Source organism: Roseateles sp., from assembly GCF_036404855.1.
GTDB lineage: Bacteria > Pseudomonadota > Gammaproteobacteria > Burkholderiales > Burkholderiaceae_C > Pelomonas.
This window is the reverse complement of sequence record NZ_DASWYS010000143.1, coordinates 1-15,140: the sequence shown is the minus strand read 5'-3', so window position 1 is coordinate 15,140 and position 15,140 is coordinate 1. Positions and strand designations below refer to the sequence as shown.

29 protein-coding genes and 1 pseudogene are annotated in these 15,140 nt (G+C 64.7%); 2 read left to right on the top strand and 28 right to left on the bottom strand.

Going from position 1 to position 15,140, the window contains the following annotated elements; all coding sequences use genetic code 11:
- From VGF12_RS09520 to VGF12_RS09385, 28 genes and pseudogenes are all read right to left on the bottom strand, one after another.
- A pseudogene (locus VGF12_RS09520) lies at positions 1–660 on the bottom strand (hypothetical protein); the annotation flags it as partial.
- Positions 657–1,238 (bottom strand): phage protein Gp27 family protein, encoded by a 582-nt coding sequence (locus VGF12_RS09515; RefSeq protein WP_331175795.1) that lies wholly within the window; start codon positions 1,236–1,238, stop codon positions 657–659. The gene VGF12_RS09515 and the pseudogene VGF12_RS09520, both read right to left, overlap by 4 nt.
- On the bottom strand, positions 1,238–1,543 hold the full coding sequence (locus VGF12_RS09510) for an ArsR family transcriptional regulator (protein WP_331175794.1): 306 nt from the start codon (positions 1,541–1,543) through the stop codon (positions 1,238–1,240). Before VGF12_RS09510 ends, VGF12_RS09515 begins: the two co-directional genes overlap by 1 nt.
- On the bottom strand, positions 1,543–1,800 hold the full coding sequence (locus VGF12_RS09505; protein WP_331175793.1) for a hypothetical protein: 258 nt from the start codon (positions 1,798–1,800) through the stop codon (positions 1,543–1,545). The genes VGF12_RS09510 and VGF12_RS09505 overlap by 1 nt, the downstream gene beginning before the upstream one ends.
- Positions 1,797–2,018, bottom strand: coding sequence for a TraR/DksA C4-type zinc finger protein (locus VGF12_RS09500; protein ID WP_331175792.1), 222 nt, complete (start codon positions 2,016–2,018; stop codon positions 1,797–1,799). The genes VGF12_RS09505 and VGF12_RS09500 overlap by 4 nt, the downstream gene beginning before the upstream one ends.
- Positions 2,015–2,701, bottom strand: a complete 687-nt coding sequence (locus VGF12_RS09495) for a hypothetical protein (RefSeq protein ID WP_331175791.1) — start codon at positions 2,699–2,701, stop codon at positions 2,015–2,017. The genes VGF12_RS09500 and VGF12_RS09495 overlap by 4 nt, the downstream gene beginning before the upstream one ends.
- Complete coding sequence (locus tag VGF12_RS09490; protein ID WP_331175790.1) at positions 2,692–3,363, bottom strand: lytic transglycosylase domain-containing protein; 672 nt, start codon at positions 3,361–3,363, stop codon at positions 2,692–2,694. Before VGF12_RS09490 ends, VGF12_RS09495 begins: the two co-directional genes overlap by 10 nt.
- Positions 3,360–3,764: a hypothetical protein gene (locus VGF12_RS09485; protein ID WP_331175789.1), complete on the bottom strand. Its 405-nt coding sequence runs from the start codon at positions 3,762–3,764 to the stop codon at positions 3,360–3,362. Before VGF12_RS09485 ends, VGF12_RS09490 begins: the two co-directional genes overlap by 4 nt.
- Positions 3,765–3,854: 90 nt before the next feature.
- Complete coding sequence (locus VGF12_RS09480; protein WP_331175788.1) at positions 3,855–4,271, bottom strand: hypothetical protein; 417 nt, start codon at positions 4,269–4,271, stop codon at positions 3,855–3,857.
- Positions 4,272–4,279: 8 nt separating this feature from the next.
- Positions 4,280–4,705, bottom strand: a complete 426-nt coding sequence (locus tag VGF12_RS09475) for a Mor transcription activator family protein (RefSeq protein ID WP_331175787.1) — start codon at positions 4,703–4,705, stop codon at positions 4,280–4,282.
- The gene (locus VGF12_RS09470) at positions 4,689–5,288 is read right to left on the bottom strand and encodes a hypothetical protein (RefSeq protein WP_331175786.1); all 600 of its coding nucleotides are present in this window, start codon (positions 5,286–5,288) and stop codon (positions 4,689–4,691) included. The genes VGF12_RS09475 and VGF12_RS09470 overlap by 17 nt, the downstream gene beginning before the upstream one ends.
- Before the next feature lie 226 nt (positions 5,289–5,514).
- Positions 5,515–5,700 carry a hypothetical protein gene (locus VGF12_RS09465; protein WP_331175785.1) on the bottom strand — a complete coding sequence of 62 codons (186 nt, stop codon included), beginning with the start codon at positions 5,698–5,700 and terminating at the stop codon, positions 5,515–5,517.
- Complete coding sequence (locus tag VGF12_RS09460; RefSeq protein WP_331175784.1) at positions 5,697–6,125, bottom strand: regulatory protein GemA; 429 nt, start codon at positions 6,123–6,125, stop codon at positions 5,697–5,699. Before VGF12_RS09460 ends, VGF12_RS09465 begins: the two co-directional genes overlap by 4 nt.
- Positions 6,125–6,277, bottom strand: coding sequence for a hypothetical protein (locus tag VGF12_RS09455; protein WP_331175783.1), 153 nt, complete (start codon positions 6,275–6,277; stop codon positions 6,125–6,127). The genes VGF12_RS09460 and VGF12_RS09455 overlap by 1 nt, the downstream gene beginning before the upstream one ends.
- Before the next feature lie 80 nt (positions 6,278–6,357).
- On the bottom strand, positions 6,358–6,876 hold the full coding sequence (locus tag VGF12_RS09450; protein ID WP_331175782.1) for a hypothetical protein: 519 nt from the start codon (positions 6,874–6,876) through the stop codon (positions 6,358–6,360).
- Position 6,877: 1 nt separating this feature from the next.
- Positions 6,878–7,495 (bottom strand): DUF3164 family protein, encoded by a 618-nt coding sequence (locus VGF12_RS09445; RefSeq protein ID WP_331175781.1) that lies wholly within the window; start codon positions 7,493–7,495, stop codon positions 6,878–6,880.
- Between the two features lie 71 nt (positions 7,496–7,566).
- Positions 7,567–8,019, bottom strand: coding sequence for a hypothetical protein (locus VGF12_RS09440; protein WP_331175780.1), 453 nt, complete (start codon positions 8,017–8,019; stop codon positions 7,567–7,569).
- Between the two features lie 23 nt (positions 8,020–8,042).
- Entirely contained in the window at positions 8,043–8,168 is a 126-nt protein-coding gene (locus VGF12_RS09435) for a hypothetical protein (protein WP_331175779.1), read from the bottom strand.
- Positions 8,149–8,376, bottom strand: coding sequence for a hypothetical protein (locus VGF12_RS09430; RefSeq protein WP_331175778.1), 228 nt, complete (start codon positions 8,374–8,376; stop codon positions 8,149–8,151). Before VGF12_RS09430 ends, VGF12_RS09435 begins: the two co-directional genes overlap by 20 nt.
- Complete coding sequence (locus tag VGF12_RS09425) at positions 8,369–8,674, bottom strand: hypothetical protein (protein WP_331175777.1); 306 nt, start codon at positions 8,672–8,674, stop codon at positions 8,369–8,371. The genes VGF12_RS09430 and VGF12_RS09425 overlap by 8 nt, the downstream gene beginning before the upstream one ends.
- Positions 8,667–9,056 carry a hypothetical protein gene (locus VGF12_RS09420; RefSeq protein ID WP_331175776.1) on the bottom strand — a complete coding sequence of 130 codons (390 nt, stop codon included), beginning with the start codon at positions 9,054–9,056 and terminating at the stop codon, positions 8,667–8,669. Before VGF12_RS09420 ends, VGF12_RS09425 begins: the two co-directional genes overlap by 8 nt.
- On the bottom strand, positions 9,053–9,292 hold the full coding sequence (locus VGF12_RS09415) for a hypothetical protein (protein ID WP_331175775.1): 240 nt from the start codon (positions 9,290–9,292) through the stop codon (positions 9,053–9,055). Before VGF12_RS09415 ends, VGF12_RS09420 begins: the two co-directional genes overlap by 4 nt.
- Positions 9,289–9,483 carry a hypothetical protein gene (locus VGF12_RS09410; protein ID WP_331175774.1) on the bottom strand — a complete coding sequence of 65 codons (195 nt, stop codon included), beginning with the start codon at positions 9,481–9,483 and terminating at the stop codon, positions 9,289–9,291. Before VGF12_RS09410 ends, VGF12_RS09415 begins: the two co-directional genes overlap by 4 nt.
- The gene (locus VGF12_RS09405) at positions 9,480–9,707 is read right to left on the bottom strand and encodes a hypothetical protein (RefSeq protein ID WP_331175773.1); all 228 of its coding nucleotides are present in this window, start codon (positions 9,705–9,707) and stop codon (positions 9,480–9,482) included. The genes VGF12_RS09410 and VGF12_RS09405 overlap by 4 nt, the downstream gene beginning before the upstream one ends.
- The gene (locus tag VGF12_RS09400) at positions 9,704–10,828 is read right to left on the bottom strand and encodes an AAA family ATPase (RefSeq protein ID WP_331175772.1); all 1,125 of its coding nucleotides are present in this window, start codon (positions 10,826–10,828) and stop codon (positions 9,704–9,706) included. Before VGF12_RS09400 ends, VGF12_RS09405 begins: the two co-directional genes overlap by 4 nt.
- Positions 10,825–12,837 carry a transposase domain-containing protein gene (locus VGF12_RS09395; RefSeq protein ID WP_331175771.1) on the bottom strand — a complete coding sequence of 671 codons (2,013 nt, stop codon included), beginning with the start codon at positions 12,835–12,837 and terminating at the stop codon, positions 10,825–10,827. The genes VGF12_RS09400 and VGF12_RS09395 overlap by 4 nt, the downstream gene beginning before the upstream one ends.
- Complete coding sequence (locus VGF12_RS09390; protein ID WP_331175770.1) at positions 12,837–13,295, bottom strand: hypothetical protein; 459 nt, start codon at positions 13,293–13,295, stop codon at positions 12,837–12,839. The genes VGF12_RS09395 and VGF12_RS09390 overlap by 1 nt, the downstream gene beginning before the upstream one ends.
- A 181-nt stretch (positions 13,296–13,476) precedes the next feature.
- Positions 13,477–13,731, bottom strand: coding sequence for a DNA-binding protein (locus tag VGF12_RS09385; RefSeq protein ID WP_331175769.1), 255 nt, complete (start codon positions 13,729–13,731; stop codon positions 13,477–13,479).
- A 131-nt stretch (positions 13,732–13,862) separates the two neighbouring features.
- On the opposite strand from VGF12_RS09385, the gene VGF12_RS09380 reads away from it, so the two are divergent.
- A complete protein-coding gene (locus VGF12_RS09380) occupies positions 13,863–14,417 on the top strand; it encodes a helix-turn-helix transcriptional regulator (RefSeq protein WP_331175768.1) in 555 nt (184 codons plus the stop codon).
- The gene (locus VGF12_RS09375) at positions 14,410–14,763 is read left to right on the top strand and encodes a hypothetical protein (protein ID WP_331175767.1); all 354 of its coding nucleotides are present in this window, start codon (positions 14,410–14,412) and stop codon (positions 14,761–14,763) included. Before VGF12_RS09380 ends, VGF12_RS09375 begins: the two co-directional genes overlap by 8 nt.
- Positions 14,764–15,140 lie beyond the last annotated feature (377 nt).

The following is a 15,140-nucleotide window of genomic DNA, read 5'->3' as shown; positions in this document are numbered from 1 at the left end:
GCACACCCGCTGGAAGAGACCTTCCTGCACGGCGCTGAGAAACGATACGGTGTGCACCGTGCCACGCCGTTTGCCGCCGCGGATCTCCTGGATCAGCTCGTTGAACGCATTGTCCGCGCCGTTGTGAGTGGAGATCAGGCGCACCTTGCCACCCCAGATCAGGAAGGCGACCGCAGCCTTGAGCAGCTCAGGCAGGTCGTCCACGAAGGCGGCCTCATCGCCCACCAGCACACCCTGGCGGCCGCGCAGCTTTCGCGGGCGGCTGGCCAAGGCGATGATCTTGAAGCCGCTATTGGGGAAGCGGATCGTGTAGGTCTTGATGTGCTTGTCGTCTTCCTCTTCGTCCCACAGCCCTTCGTCGATGCTGCTGGCCGCGTGGTTGAACGCCTTGGCCCACATCGCGCACGCCTGGATGTACTCCTCGGTCATTTCCTTGTCCGTGCCCAGGTAGTACACGTTCTGGCCACCGGCGGACTTGGCGCTGGCCGCGATCAGCACATCGTCTGCGGCCTCAGCCCAGGTGATGCCCGTTCGACGGCCCTTCTCCATCACCTTGAGGTTGGATTGATCGGCGATCCAACGCTGCTGGTACGGCATCAGCGCCGCTGGGATCTCGGCGCTGGCGGTGTTGGGTACGAGGGTGCGACTGGCGCCGGTCACGTGGCCACCCGCACGCCCAGAATGCTGGCCCGGATGTCGGCGGCAGCCTCGGCGGACAGTCCGCCAGCCTTTACGACCTTGTCCAAGGCGCTGGACTGCTCCCGCAGCAACGCCTCACGCGCTTCGGCCGCAACGGCCTTGCGCACGTTCACATCCACGCGCTTGGTATCGATGGCGTCCTTCGCGGCGCGCGCCAGCTTGCGCACCGTATCCACGTCAACGTCGTCCTGAGATTCCTGCTGCCGCAGCGCTACGTCGGTGACCAGCGTCACGACGGCGTTGGTCAGCAGCGTGCCGGCCTTCTCGCCCAGGCTGTCGCCGAACTCGCCCACCAGTGCCTGCGATGCCCGGTCGATGTCGCGCATGCGCGCGGTCAGCTCGGCGAAGCCGGCACTGTAGCGATGCAGCGCGGACCGCGAGACTTCGGCCGCCGGCTCTCCGGGGAAGCGCGCCTCCAGATCCGCGATCATTTCCGACAGCGTCAGTCGGTCCTCGCGCATCAGACGCTCGATGTAGGCCTTCTGCTCCGGGGGCAGCCGACTGATCGAGGACTTGGCGCGGCGCTTGCCCGTGGCCATTACTTCGGGCTCGGCCGATTCACACCAGGCACGACAGCGGCACCAGTGGCCACGTCGTGCCCCCTGGCGGTCAGCTCGGCAATCTCCACTCCCGGCACCGCCTCGCTCAGTCGCACGAAGCCCTGGTCACGCAGCCAGTACAGGTCGGTCAACACGTCGTCGCGCGTGCTGGCCACAGCCAGGTGGTGCAGGCCCGCATGCAGCGTGGAGCTGTTGGCACGGTAGCCGTTCTGCTCATGCAGGAGTCGCAGCATCACCAGGCGGCGCTCTTCCCGCAGACGCTCGGCGAAAGTCTTGGTGGTCATCAGTCGTTCTCCAGCAGGTGTTCCTGCACCGTTCGCATCAGGCTGTTCGTTGTCTGGACCTGCCCTTCGATAGAGGACAGGCGCTCGTAGATCTGTCGCGTCTCGGCGTGGGTGAGGTTCTGTTCCTGGTAGACCTCCAGGCGGGTCACGCGCGCGACCAGCCCAACATGGCGCCACCACAGCAGCATCCCCACGCCCAGGTTCACCAGGCACACCACCAGTACCAGCACCAGCAGCCCCACAATCAAGTCGCTCATCGGCGCTCCACGTCAGCTGCGCAGCGCACGCAGCGCTTGGTGCGGGGCATCGCCTCAAGCCGAGCCGGCGGGATGATCTCCGCGCAGTCGATGCAGTTGATCTCGTCGGTTCGGCGGTGCCACGCATCGGCCGGCGCCTGGTGGCGTTGCCTGGATTGCTGAAACACTTCCATAGCCCGTTCGTCGTCCACCACGACTTTGTCCGCCGCATCAATCACTCGGGCATTCCTTGACCTTGATTCCTGCGCCCTTCACCGCTTGGCAGTACCAGCGCCAGGCCGTGGCCTGCCACTCGTCCGTAGCGCGGATCAGCTGCGCCTTGCTGCTCCTGCAGTCGCGATACAGCGCCGCCTCCTGGTCGTGCTGCGCCAGGACCGTGAACGGGTTCGGATCGTTGCTCTGCAGGAGCGGCAGCTCCGGGCACTGCTGCCGGAGGCTGGCCGGGATCTCTGGTGGCGGGGGTGACGGCGTCGACGGCGCCGGTATTGGCTTTGTTCCAGTGGCGCACGAACTCAAGGCCAAGATGGATACGATCCAGATCAGGCCGTAACCGACGCAGCTCATCGAGCGCGGCTGATTGCGCTGCCATCCACTGCCGCTGTGCTTCGCGCTCATCCTCTCGCTCCTGTGCAATGGCGCCAAGCCGCTTGATGGCGGCGCCGAATTCGACGGTCTGCTGCACGTGCTGCTCGCGCTGGCCCTTCGCGATGTCCGCCCAGGCTTTCGTGTCTGCTCGGAGCTGTGCGTTCTCCTCAATGGCGGCCTGGCCTTCCTTCAACCACCAGACCAGGACGCCACTGACAACGGCACCGATGGCGAAAGCAGCGACGAGCGCCCAGGCGAACGCCGGCAACAGGCCGGCGCCCTTCACCGCAACAAGGTCATCGAGCTTCAACCGCATGCGGCCGTCCCCGGCCACCCGGCCGCGATGTACGCCGGCTCCAGCACCAGCAGGATGCGGCGCGGGTATCCGATGTTCTCCTGGTGCGCAGCGGTCCCACGTGCGCGAAACCGCTCCACGTCGCGCCAGTCGTTTGCGTTGGCTCGACCGGCCACCGTAAGGCCGCGCTCACGCAGCAACCACTGCTCACCGCCGTTGTATCCGCGCAGGGCGAAGTTCCAGCGGGTGCACTCGGACATCCGGGTGTGGCCGATTGACTGCACGCGGTCCAGCAGCCACTTGTCGTAAATCGCGGCGGCCTTGATGGCCTGCATCGGGTCCCAGGGATCGAAGGCGCCCAGCTCGGCCGGGAACTGCTCCGCGATCCACTTGGCGGTAGCGGGCATGAACTGCGCCATGCCTTGGGCACCGACAGGCGACTTTGCGCGGATGCGCCATCCGCTCTCCTGGTGCAGCTGGGCAGCCAGACGTGCCGGCGAGGCGTTCACGCCCCACACATCGGCGACCACCTGCTCGACGCGATGCCGATAGAGCGCCGACGCCTCGGGAATGGCGACGCGCTGTTGAGCCTGGGCGTCCTGACTCAAGCCCAAGCCCAGCAGCACCAGCATCGCGATAGCAGCAGCGATCAGGCCGGCGCGCGTGTTGGACATCCGGCTCATCCGATCAGTCCCGCACCGATTATTGCAGCGGCGATCAACGTTGCTCGACGTGTTTGTGCCATCGTCTTTTCGATGCCGTCCAGGTAACGCGGGTCTGCGCCCCTGAAAGCCACCAGGTCGAACAGGTAGCCCAGCACGAATGCGCCGCTGATCTTGGTCATGAACCACAAGTAGGCGCCCAGCTTTGCCGGATTGAGCAGTAGCACCGGCAGCAGCAGCACCAGCGACAGGATCAGCACCAGCCACACGAAGCCGATGCGGTCAAAGATCTGAACCACCGGCTGCAGGCGTCGCTGGAACTTGTCCAGAAATGTCTCGTTCAATTCGCTCTCCCGATAGAGGTTGTCGGCGGCGGCCAGGGGGACCGCCGCCGACGTGAGGCAGGCCCGTCCGCCTGCCACGGGAGCAACGATGCGCGTGCGCGCAAGTGATCTGGGACCGACGCGTGTCGGTTGAAACGAAAAGCCCCGCTCGGGGCGGGGCTTGGATTCCTACTGTACGTCGATGAACGTGGATCTGGGCACCGGCTCAGGCTGATCGATGCACACATTCACGCATGGCCGTTTGACCACAGAAACGTGATCGGCGCGGTTGCCACCAATGCGAGCGGTGCAGATGTGGCCCGTTGCATAGTAGTCGTGCGGCACTTTGACCAGTCTATCCGCCATGCGCCAACTGATCTCTACGACGCCTCCTGCGTCGGCATCAGAGAACCGCTCCCATACCCATTCCTGGCGGTAGGAAATCAGTCCTGGGCAAGCGGCGATCAGTTGACCCACCGCTCGCTTCTGATCGGTGGACAGCCCAGGCGGCAGCGGAATGTCGACCTGCAAGCCAGCATCCCGGTTGAAGGTACGATCTTCCCCCTTGGAACAACCGAGTAGCGTCAGCACCAGCGTAAGAAGCAACGTCCGCCTCATCCTTGATCCCCTTGGTCGAACGCAAGCGGTAGCTTGCGCTGGTGGAGATGATACTGCTGGCGGCAGATCCGCAGAATGTGTCGGTCGGTCACCCTGAACTCTGTGGCCAGGTCCTGGGTGTTCCGACCGTTGTGCCGGCGGTAGATCTCGGCATCGCGCAGCGCTGCAATCAGGTCGTCACCTCGCGGCAGGTAGCGGTAGCGGCCACCCCAGTACTGCGAAAGCGCCAACACCCCGTGGCGCGCCAGTTGGAATGCCTGGTCTTGGTTGTACCCCAGCCGGGTGAATTCGGCCTCCTGCACTTCGATGGCCTCAACAAGGCCGCGCGCCCACTTCTCTTTAGGAACGTCGTCCAGGTTCGCCTCCAACAAGCGCTGGCCGTCGATGGGCATGTCAGGCAAAAGTTCAGGCTGCGTCGTCATCAGATACTCCAAACCGTTTGCGCGCCTGGCCGCGCTCCTGGGCGGCCTGCTCGCTGGTGAAATGACCAATGCTTTCCATTTGCTGAATCCACGCCAGATGGTTCTCGTACTTCGATTCCTTGCGCTCGGCAGCAGTCTCTGTCGGCAGATGCCTGCCAGCTCGCGCGTCGGACTCTCGCTGACGCTCAGCCACAGCGTCCGCCTTGTCCGCCAATCCGTAGACGACGGTGCGAAGGTAGTTGTGGGTCTCTAGGGGCAGCGTGATCGAGGACCGCTGCTGCAGCATCGTCTCGATGCCGGCTGCCCAGGTGGCTGCCGAGGCGGGGCGACGCACGCCGCTACGCTCGTCTTTGCAGACCGTGCCAGTCTCCACCAGCGCCACCAGCTCCTGGACGATCTTCACCGCACGCGCCATTCGAAGGGCGGTCTTTGCCGGCTTGAAGAGGCCGAGATAGCCGATCACCGCGCGACCCAGCTCCGGTTGCATTTCAGCCAGCAGGATTGCCAGACGCTTGGCGTCTTCCTCAACGAGGAAGGCCGAGAGGTGGGCTTGCGCGCCGCAGTCCGGACACGTCGCGCGCATCAGAACAACCCCGCCTGGCAGTGGTCACGGCACTGGTGCAGATCCGTGTCCACCTCAGTGGCGCATGCTGCGCACATGGGGCGGTCACAGGTCTCCTTGCCTTTCGGGTGGTCGCACAGGCACGTCGCCGGGACGCCGCAGTACGCGCATCGCTTCTGCGGGACACGCGGGCCTCGGATACAGACGATGCCGCGCATGCCTTCGTGCTGGAATGGAACGCACGGCATCACGCGACCTTCTTCTCCACGAAGGCTGCCCCAACGTTCCCGGCCATGTAGAGCATCAAGACGGTGACGCTGAAGTCCTTCCAGACTGGAGCGTCGATGAGGCCGGCGATCAACAGACCAAGTGCCGCCAGCTGCAGGAACGCAGCGAGCATGAACTTGCGGCTGGCGTAGCGGTTGTCGTTCATTGCTGCTGGTTCCTTTTGTTTCGGTTGGCATCCACCTGCAGGGCAGCGACTAGCTTGTGCAACTGGTCGTGCCGCAGCCATTCGACGCGATCCAAACCGAACATGCGATCAGCCATTGCATGCGCGTAGGCCCACTCACGGCGCGAGTTGGCCAGCAACGCCTCCACCTTCCCCAGCATCGGCACCTGATTGATGTTGGCCGGGGCACCGGGGTAACGCTTGCGGGGTTTCTCCTTGAAGCCCAGGCGCACCATCTCGGCGATCACGGCGTTGCGTTGTGCTGGCGTCATCTTGGCTGACGAGTCATGGCCGCCCACCCGTAGCAGGAGGCTACGGTAGGACTGTTCGTCCATGCCCATCGTCTTCTCCAGCTGCTTGCGCGCCAAGTGGATACGCACCAACTGCGGATCACGCTTCCTCGCCATCACTTTTCTGCCTGCTGGTAGCGAACGCCACAGAAGGGACAGAACGTGGCGAACATATCCAGATTTATGGAGCCGCGAATCGACTTGTCCACCTTCCGAAGCTTCACCAGCAAGGGGTACTCTTCCTTGGGGCGCTGGTCGAGCAAGAACATGGGGCGTTCCAACGCGAGATTCGGGTATCCGCCTTCCTGGAGCTTCCTCGTTACCGTCTCAGCACAGTTACACGCCATCGTCAGGCCTCCTTGTCCACGAACCGCACCAGGTGCGGCGCTCCGTCCACATGCACCATGCGCCACGGGAACACGTCACCGCGCTGCTCGATGTACTTGGCGGCCCGCGAGGCAGTGCTGACGGCCTGTGCGTTCTGCGCGTCGTTCGTCGCTCCTGTGATCATGGGGAAACGCAGGTCGTAGACCGTGCCGCCGTCAGGATGGGGAATCCACTTGGCGTTGCATTCGATGTCGCTGCGCGCGGTCTCGTCGGCGATGCACAGCGCGGTATTGAGCACCGTCATGCTGTGCTTCTTGGCCAGCTCCGGCACCGACCGGCACAGGTCTTCCGGCCAGTTCATGACCATCTTGAAGCGGTTGCCGCCATCGGCGGCCTGCTGGGCGTCCTGGGCAGTGAAGCCCCAGGTGACGACGTGGGTGGCCTTGCCATCCCACGCCATCAGGATCACCTGGCGGCAACCATGCTCTGCGGCCACGCGCTCAGCGGTGGCCACGGGAATCGGGGTGAACTCGGTATCCATGTCAGGCCACCGCCAGGTCAAGGGCAATCGGGTTGTAGAGGCCGGTTTCGTCGTCGCGCTCGTAGATCCGGATGTAGCTCTTGCTGCTCTCGACCTGGACGGCCTCGCCAATTGCCGTCATGGCCCGCTGCCAGCGCTCGTCCTCAATCTCCAGGCGACGCAGGCGCAGGACTTCCATCGTTCGGATGTTGCCGGCCGCATCCACGCGGAAGGCGTCGTTGATGAGGGTGCGCAGCTCGTCGCGCGCGTTCTCCGTCCAGTCCGTGAGGCACTGATCGATCAGCGCCTTGGCCGCCTGGAGTCGCTCATCGAACGTGATGCGGTCCTGGATGGCGCGCAGGACCTTGTAGCGACCGTCGAAGGACACGAGCGTGACGTTGCCCTTGGTGCCTCCCAACTGCACCCGGTACTGCTCCCCGCTCAACGCCACGAAGGCGGCGATGTCGCCGAAGGTGCCCGTTTTGAACTTGCGCATCACGGCCTGCAGCTCTTTGGCCTTGGCGACGATCTCGGTCACCAGCTCGTCGCGTGCGAGGTCGATGGGCTTGATCTGCTTTTCGTTGATCAGCCGGCCCTTGGCGTCTTTGCGGTATCCGGCGGGGATAAGGTCTTGGATCATGGTTTGCGTCCTGTGTTGGGATTAGGGCCGCGCCGGTTGCCGCCGTGCTGCGGGTGTCTCGCGGGTTCGGGTCAGGCGATCAGCTGCCGGTGTGCGTTCTGTACAGACGTGCTGGCGGCCACTAGGTGGCTGATGAAGTCATGCGACAAGCGCGCCTTGCAGGCGTCCTCCAGGGCGTCCTGCAGATCCTGGGCGATGGAACTCATCCTTTCGGTCAAAGCGAAGGGAATCGCACGCGCAGGGGGCACGACCGTCGCAGCGGGCTGCTCGCGGGGCGGCGCTACCTCCGGCCGTGCGGCGCCCTTCTTCTTCCGGCCGAACGGCTTGGCCTTCCACTCCGGATTGTTCGTCCAGTGGATGCGGCCATCGATGTCGGAACGAATGAACCTACCCACGGTCTCAGCTGACCTCAGCAGCGCGGAAACCTGAGTCGTCGTCCTGGTAACGCCTCGCCTCAGCAACTCGCTGGCCACCTGCGCGGTCGTGAGCGAATCCTCAGCCTCGTTGAAGATCGTGGCGATCAATGAGGTGTTTCCGTTGTGCGCTGTCACAGCAGCGTCACCGACATGAAGCCGCCGGCAACCATTCCAGCGATGAAACAGCCGAGGCAAACCACGGCGACAACCAGGCCACCGCCATCCAAATGGCGACCATCAAGGCGTGCGTTCTTCATCAGGGGTTCCTTCATCGAAGCGAGTGACAACCACGGCCGGGACCGGGTCGGGGGATAGCTGCGCGGTGATGGCCACCACGTAGCGGGGTTCTTTGTCGGCTTTGACGCGCACTGAGGCGTGGCCCAAGGCCTCCTCCACACTGGCGAAGCCGTCTGAGCCGGCGACGTGTTCTGCGCGCATGACCAGGAAGCGCTGCGGATCAGGCATGACCGACCACCTGGCTGCCGCGCTGCAGCGCCATCCACTCCAGTTGCACGCCGAAGTAGCGCGTGGCCATGACGTAGACCGTGCCGCCTGCCGGATCGCGGAACCGGCTCTTGATGCCGCCCGTGACGAACGGAGGCGGATTGGAGACGTGGATGGTGGCCTGCGTCGAGGTGACGGCGGCGCCGACGACCTTGCAGCCCGCCTCCGCGAGGCGCTGGGCCGCTTCCAGGGCGAGTTGAAGGCCGTTTGCAACGGCCTCTTGGGTGGGCGTGGTGACGATGCTGCGAGCGTTATTCATGGTCGGTATTCCCCTGGGCGGCGGTGACGGGCAGACGAAGCTGGCCAGCTAGATCGGGCATGGCGACGCGCTTCTGTGCGAAGGCTTGCTGGAGACTGGTCTTGGCACGCTCCAGCAAGTGTTGGCAGGACTCATTGAGTTCGTCTTCGTTGGCGGCGATGAAGTAGCCGTGCGCCGGCAGCGCGCAGACCGGGTGACCTTGCGTGCGCAGGAACACGACGCAGTCGCGAAGGCGGCGCTCATCGGCTGCGCTCGCGCGCTCCGCCAGCTCGATGACCAGTTGGGTGGCAGTGGCCCCGTTGGCTTTGCCGATGCGGCGCTGCAGGGCAGCGAGGACTGCCTCCGGCGTGATGGCGTGCTGCTGGTCACGGGCGTACTTCATCGGGCGGGCTCCTTGATGTCGCGCAGGGCGGTGAGAAGCCGCGCGGCGGCGGTGCTGCTGATGCCGCGCAGGAAGGTCAACATTGGCGTGCCGTACTCGGGCGCCAGGCCGGCTTTCGCCAGCGCAGGCGCGTGTTCGTCGGTGACGAAGGCCTTGGCCAGCCCGGCCTCTTTCAGCGCGGCGCAGATGCGGCCACGCTGGCGGAAGGTGCTGGTGGCGACGGTCGTGGCGGTCACTCGATCACCTTGAAGTCATCGACCGGCACGAAAGCGTTGAACTTCGTGCCGCAGCAGTCGCATTCCAAGATCAGATCCACGCGGTCCTTGCCTTCCAGATCGTCGGCAGCACAGACCAGGTCCACGGCGGTGACTTCGCCGTGGTGGTGGAGATCGACGCCGCAGCGGCGACAAGGAACTACGCGGCTCATCGGGCGTTCTCCCGCTGGATGATCTGCACCAGCTCGCGCACGGTCAGGTCGTCCACCTGGCGACCACTGTCCACGACGGCCTGCACAACGCGGCACTTGAACGCGAGGCCGCCCATCGCGAAGGCGGTCACAACGTCGGAGGCAATGACCATGTCGGCGGTCGCCTGGCTGATCGCCACCGCCTTCGACGGCGGCAGGGTGAAGGGCAGGACGCGAGCGCTCATTCGAACACTCCCAGCTCGCGCGCCGCGACGCCGATGTCATCGCAGGTCAGCTTGCGGTCCTGTGCCTTCGCGTAGGCAGCCGCCAAGCGCAGCACCTTGTTGAGCTGGCGCAGTGCGCCGGGCTTGCTGGCGATGGCGCGCAGCGCGTCGCGGCAACGCTGGTCATCGAAGCCCCACGCGTCGATGATCGCGTCCGCATCTTTGGAGCTGGCCTTCTTGAGAATGATCTTCTGGCCGACACGCGAGTACAGACGATCCAGGAACGGCGCTCGATTGCCGCCGGTCATCTGCGTGTAGACGCGCTCGTTGCCCAGCAACACCAGGCCGATGCCGCCCTGGTCGAGGATCGCCCGCACCTGGTCCAGCGCCTTGACGGTCAGGTGCTGCGCTTCGTCCAGAACCAGCAGGCCGTTGGTGTTGCGGACCTTCGTCAGGATGGTGCGGAACAGGTGACCGCTGGTGCGCGCGTAGTCGCGGACGCCTAGGGCGATCACGATCTCTTCCATCGCGGCGATCTCGCCGCCGGTGGCCGGGGTCAGCTCCACGACCCACACGTTGGGCGTGTTGGCGCGGTAGCGGTCGACAGTCTTGGTCTTGCCCAGGCCTGCGCCACCGAGGATCAGGACAAGGTCCTGGGCCATCTGTGCATAGCGCAGGCCGCCCATGATCTTCTTGCTGATCGGCGTATCGGCCCACGCTGGCGGCTGCGGCAGTCCACCATCGCGAGTGCGCTCTTCGAAAGCCTGCAGCCATGCGCGGACCTTCTTGCCGACCGCCTGCAGGTTGCCGGCGTAGGTCCCGCCCATCCACTGGCTCAGCGTGGTGGGAGAGATGTCGGCTTCCCTGGCAATGCGTGCCTGGGAGTAGCCACCATCGTTGGCCATGATGTCGCGCAGGCTCTCCCGCAAGCCATCCATGTCGGCTGGCGTGATCTCGGGCTGCTGGAAAGCGTTGTTGTTGGTCATTGAGTCCCCTGTGGACAGACGTTGGTGAACGAGAAAGGGTTGTTTCAGTGGCGGCATGACGGCCGGTGCGTGCTTCTGCAGGCGTTCGCGCCAACGCAGCACGCGACTGCCTGGTGCGCCCTTGCGACGGTGTTCGTGGGCGGCGTATTGCTTCATGCGTCGTCCTCCGTTGGCGTCCAGCCAAAGCGGGCGGTCTGAGATGCCTGGGCGCGCTCCAGGAAGTCACTGAGGGCGCTGACGCGGGAGTCATCGGTGCCGGTGCGAGCGAACTGCTCCACCTCGGGCTGCATCTGCGGCTTCGGCCGAGCCTTGTTGCCGAACAGCGGCGCCACCACGCCAGGGGCTGGCAGATCGGTCGGTGCGGCCTCGGGCAGCTGATTGACCAGCGTGGCCAGGTCCATGCGGCGTTCGGCCTGCAGCTGCTTCTTTGTGGCGTTGCGGTACTGCGTCTTGGCGCGAGCGTGGTCACGCGCAGCCTGCGTGTCCGCGAAGCCCACCGCAGCGATGCACTCGGCCTCGCCCAGGTAGGCATTCGACAGGGTGTACACCTGGACGCTCGTGTGTAGCGCGTCGGGATCGAATCGCAGGATGACTTTCTGGCCTGCGTACGCGCCCAGCGCTTCTGACCAGTAGCGGTTGTCGGCCAGGCGCACCGATCCGTCACTGCTATCCGCCTTCACAACCTCGGCCGTCAGGAGCAACTGGCGCAGCTGCTCGGTGCTTGCCTTGCGGATCGGCGACTGCGCGTAGCTGTGGTTGAACGCCTGGTCAAAGCTGTAGCGACCGGCGCACACGCGGCTCTCGCGGCCTTCGCGGGCGTTGTGCGCGGCAATCTCCTGCTGCAGGAACTTGACGAACGTGTCCAGCGGCACCGCCTTGCTGCCGTAGTTCTCCGGCTTTGCGGTCGGGTTGTTGCCCGTGTAGGCACCGGCAAAGGCCGGGTGCTTGGAAACGTTCTCGCAGAGGTCACGCCAGGCGCGCTCGATGGGCTTGGCCTGGCCGTGATACGGCGTGGCCCAATGGATCTCGCAGCCCATCGCCACCAACACGCCAGTCGGATCGTCTTCCCGCACCTTGAAACGGAAGCGATTGGCGACACCGCCGGTCAGCATCTTGCTGGCGAAGCCTCGGCCGTTGTCCAGCCAGACCTTCGACGGGATGCCGTAGTTCTCGATCACGTCGCGAAAGGCCATGCGAGCCAGATCCGCGCTTTCCGTCTCGGCGATGCGATAGCCCAGCAACTTGCCGCTGTAGAGATCCTGGACACCGACCATGATCGGGCGACCGATGGTGCCGTCCGGCCATTTCACGAACACGTCGAACTTGTGGCCGTCGGCGTTGACCGCCTCCAGTGCATGGAACACGCTCCGGTCGCGCTCCTGCGAGGGGAACGTGCGGTTGAAGGCCTCGACGCCATCGCGTGCCATGACGAGAACGCCGCGCGGCAGCTCACGCTCGATGCGGCGCATGAAAGTGCGCAGGTGCGGCAGCGCCCAGCCACGTACTTTCGCGATGCTCTCCAGGCGGCGATAGCACGCGCTGGCTGCCGGCGCCTCGACGCGCAGAAAGTCCGCCTTGAACAGGTCCCATGCTTCCGTCGGGATCTCGGTCGTCGCCGTGCGGCCGCTGTACTCGGGCAGCAACATGGCCAGACGGTGTTGCTTCTCCACCTTTGCCACGTCGCTGGCCCAGCGATACAGGCTGGCCACGCTCGCGCCGCGCACGTTCTCGCGCTGCAGCTGTGCGGCCACGGCCTGGCGCGCATCGACAGCACTGTGTCCTTCGGCGATCAGGCTCTCGACCGCCTGCAGGGCACGGAGGCGACGCCCCGCGATGTCCTTTATGTGCTGCGGGGCGGCTTCGTAGCGCTTCCACGCGTCGTGGATGCGTGCCTCGGACACATTGGCTTTGCCCTGACGCTTGACCGGGCCGGTGCTGGCCAACGCCGCCGGACGCTTGGCGAGCAGCAGCGCTGCATGCGTGGTCGCCGGCAGATCGGTCCAAGGGTACTCAAAACCTTTCCCCTTGCTGCGATTGCGGGCAGTCCAGCCCTCCCGTTCGGCCATCTTCCGGACGCCGCGCTCGGTACCGGGCATGCCGGCGACGCCGGCCAAGGCAGCGGCACTGAACCACTCGCACGAAGCGGCGCGGTCACCGTCCGCCATCAGCTCATCCTCCGACGGAGATCCTGGGCAGCACGCAACCTGTCGCGCATGCCTTCCATTTCGGACTGCATGCGGCCGATCTCGGCGTCCAGAGCGGCTGGGCCCATCAGGAAGCGGCCACCGCGCTTCGCGGCGTGCCAATCCGTCAGCAGCGTGGAGCGACAGGTGTGCTCTAGGGCGACGACCAGCCAGAACGGCAGGTTGAAGGCCTTGCGGCTCTCAGCCGTGTACCCGTCCAGCATGGCCTTACTGATCTCCTTGCCGACCAGGCGGGACACCTGGGCGGCAACCGAATAGCGGTCGTGCTCCGGGTTGTCGGCCTGGGTCTCGGCCAGCATCTGGCTGACCAGGCAGGAGATCTCCGGGCGGAAGTCGAGGCCGCCGGGTGCCGCTTGGACGGGCTGAGGAATCGCGGCGAAGAGATCGCCAGTGCCCGCGTCCTTTCGGTTCCGGGCCATCAGGCGATCTCCCCACCGCACACGCTCGCGCAGGCTGAGGTCCTAGGGGTCATGCGGCCCCCGTCCACAAGGTGGAAGACCTGCTTACGTGCTGCCGGGGTTTTCGCGTCCGTCGGCGCGGGGCACTTTCCGGCTGATCCCCTGCCGGCAGAGGCCGGCGCTGCGTAGACATGGGCGGTATTCATGCGGCCGCCCGCTTTTGCGGATTGCGCGGTTCTTCCGGGCTGGTAGGCTGGTCATCGGGCAGCTTCATTCCCAGGGCCACGGCGATGTCGTGGGCCTTGCCGTAGTGGGCTTTGGCCTGACCATTGAGAACCCGGTAGACCTCGTTCCGGGTGTACCCACGGGCTTCAGCCCATTGGGTGGTGGTGGTGCCCTGCATTCGCAGGCGCTGCTTGACCTGTTCTGGAGTCAAAGCCTTCTTCGGGCGGGACATGTCGGGCGGCTCCGTGATGCAAACAAAAGACGGCTATCTATGGGCTAGATAGTGATCACATGTGATCCATGTGTCAAGCGAAAGTGATCGTTTCGATCAGTTCCGATTCTTTTCCTGCTCGGATTTGCGTAATGACCGACAAAGTTGGCGAAAAATCAGTGAGTTACGCAGGGATCGGAACTGACAGAGCCAGTTCCCTTTCCGTTCCGATTCCCGCGCCAGGAATCGGAACGCGCATATCTGAGCTTTCCAAGGTGCTGGGTAACCAGGCGGAAGCCTCACATGTGATCGGGGTGTCGGTGCCCCAGTTGCGGCGCTATATCAAGGGCGACAACCTCCCTTCGTTCGACGTAATGGCCCGTCTTTGCTTGGCCGCCGGCCGCAGCATGGAGTGGCTGGCCACAGGCATAGATCCGGAACTACGCCACCCGCAGCCGCCTTCTCAGGCAGTGCGACCCGAAGCTGTCAGCCTCGCTGTCCAGCTGGCCGAAGAGGCGTTGGAAGGGAAGCGACTGGAGCCGCCGGACTACGGGCAACTGGTTAGCTTGATCTACGACGCACTGGTCAATGGCCTGCCAAGCGCCCAGGTGTTGGCGTTCGCTCGGCCCGCAGCGCGCGGGCTTGCCAGGGGGAAAAAGGATGCCGCACAGGTTGTGGGTGGATCAGGTAAGGGAGCTGTTGGCTAGGGCCAAGACGCCCCGTAGCGCGTCGTTTGAGAACCTAGGCGCGCTGAAAACCAGCATTGACGGGGCACTGGCTGCTGCAGACGCAGCACGCCAGGAGGCATGCGCGGATCGCGCACACCCGACACCGTTCCCCATCCGGCGCCGGAGCCTGACCGCACAGATCGGCCTGAAGGCTAAGCACTACGGGCTTTCCGACGAAGTTCAAGCCTTCGTCTATGCCGCCGGCTATCGCGTCATCCAGGAGTTGGACAACGACCAACTCGACGCCCTGAACACCTGGCTGGCCCAGTGGGTGGACGGTATGCAGGCAGCCTGCGATTCCCCTTACACCCCGCCGGCTCGTTGAGGGGCCGTCGCAGGGCATTTAAACGGCCATCCAACGCGGTGGCCGTTTTCTCATTTCATGTGTCCAACTAGGGCTTGCGTGGCTCGTTTCGCAAACCTCGCGCCTCCCCGCGCGTGACGCTTCGCTCCGCGCTAGAACGTCGGCTTTTCGGGCTTTTCGTCCCTTTTTTTCCCGTCTTATTCCGGCTTATCCCGGTTTCTCAAACCTAGAGTCAGGGGACACCGAGACGTCAGAAGTTGACGTTGAGGCTCAACCCCCGGGTCCGCGACGTGTCCTTGTTGTTGTAGTCGTCGAGGTAGCTGGGCGCGTACGCGCCGCCGGCATCCTGCGTCCAGACGGTCTGGAACGTGGTGAAGTCCTCGTCCAGCAGGTTGTTG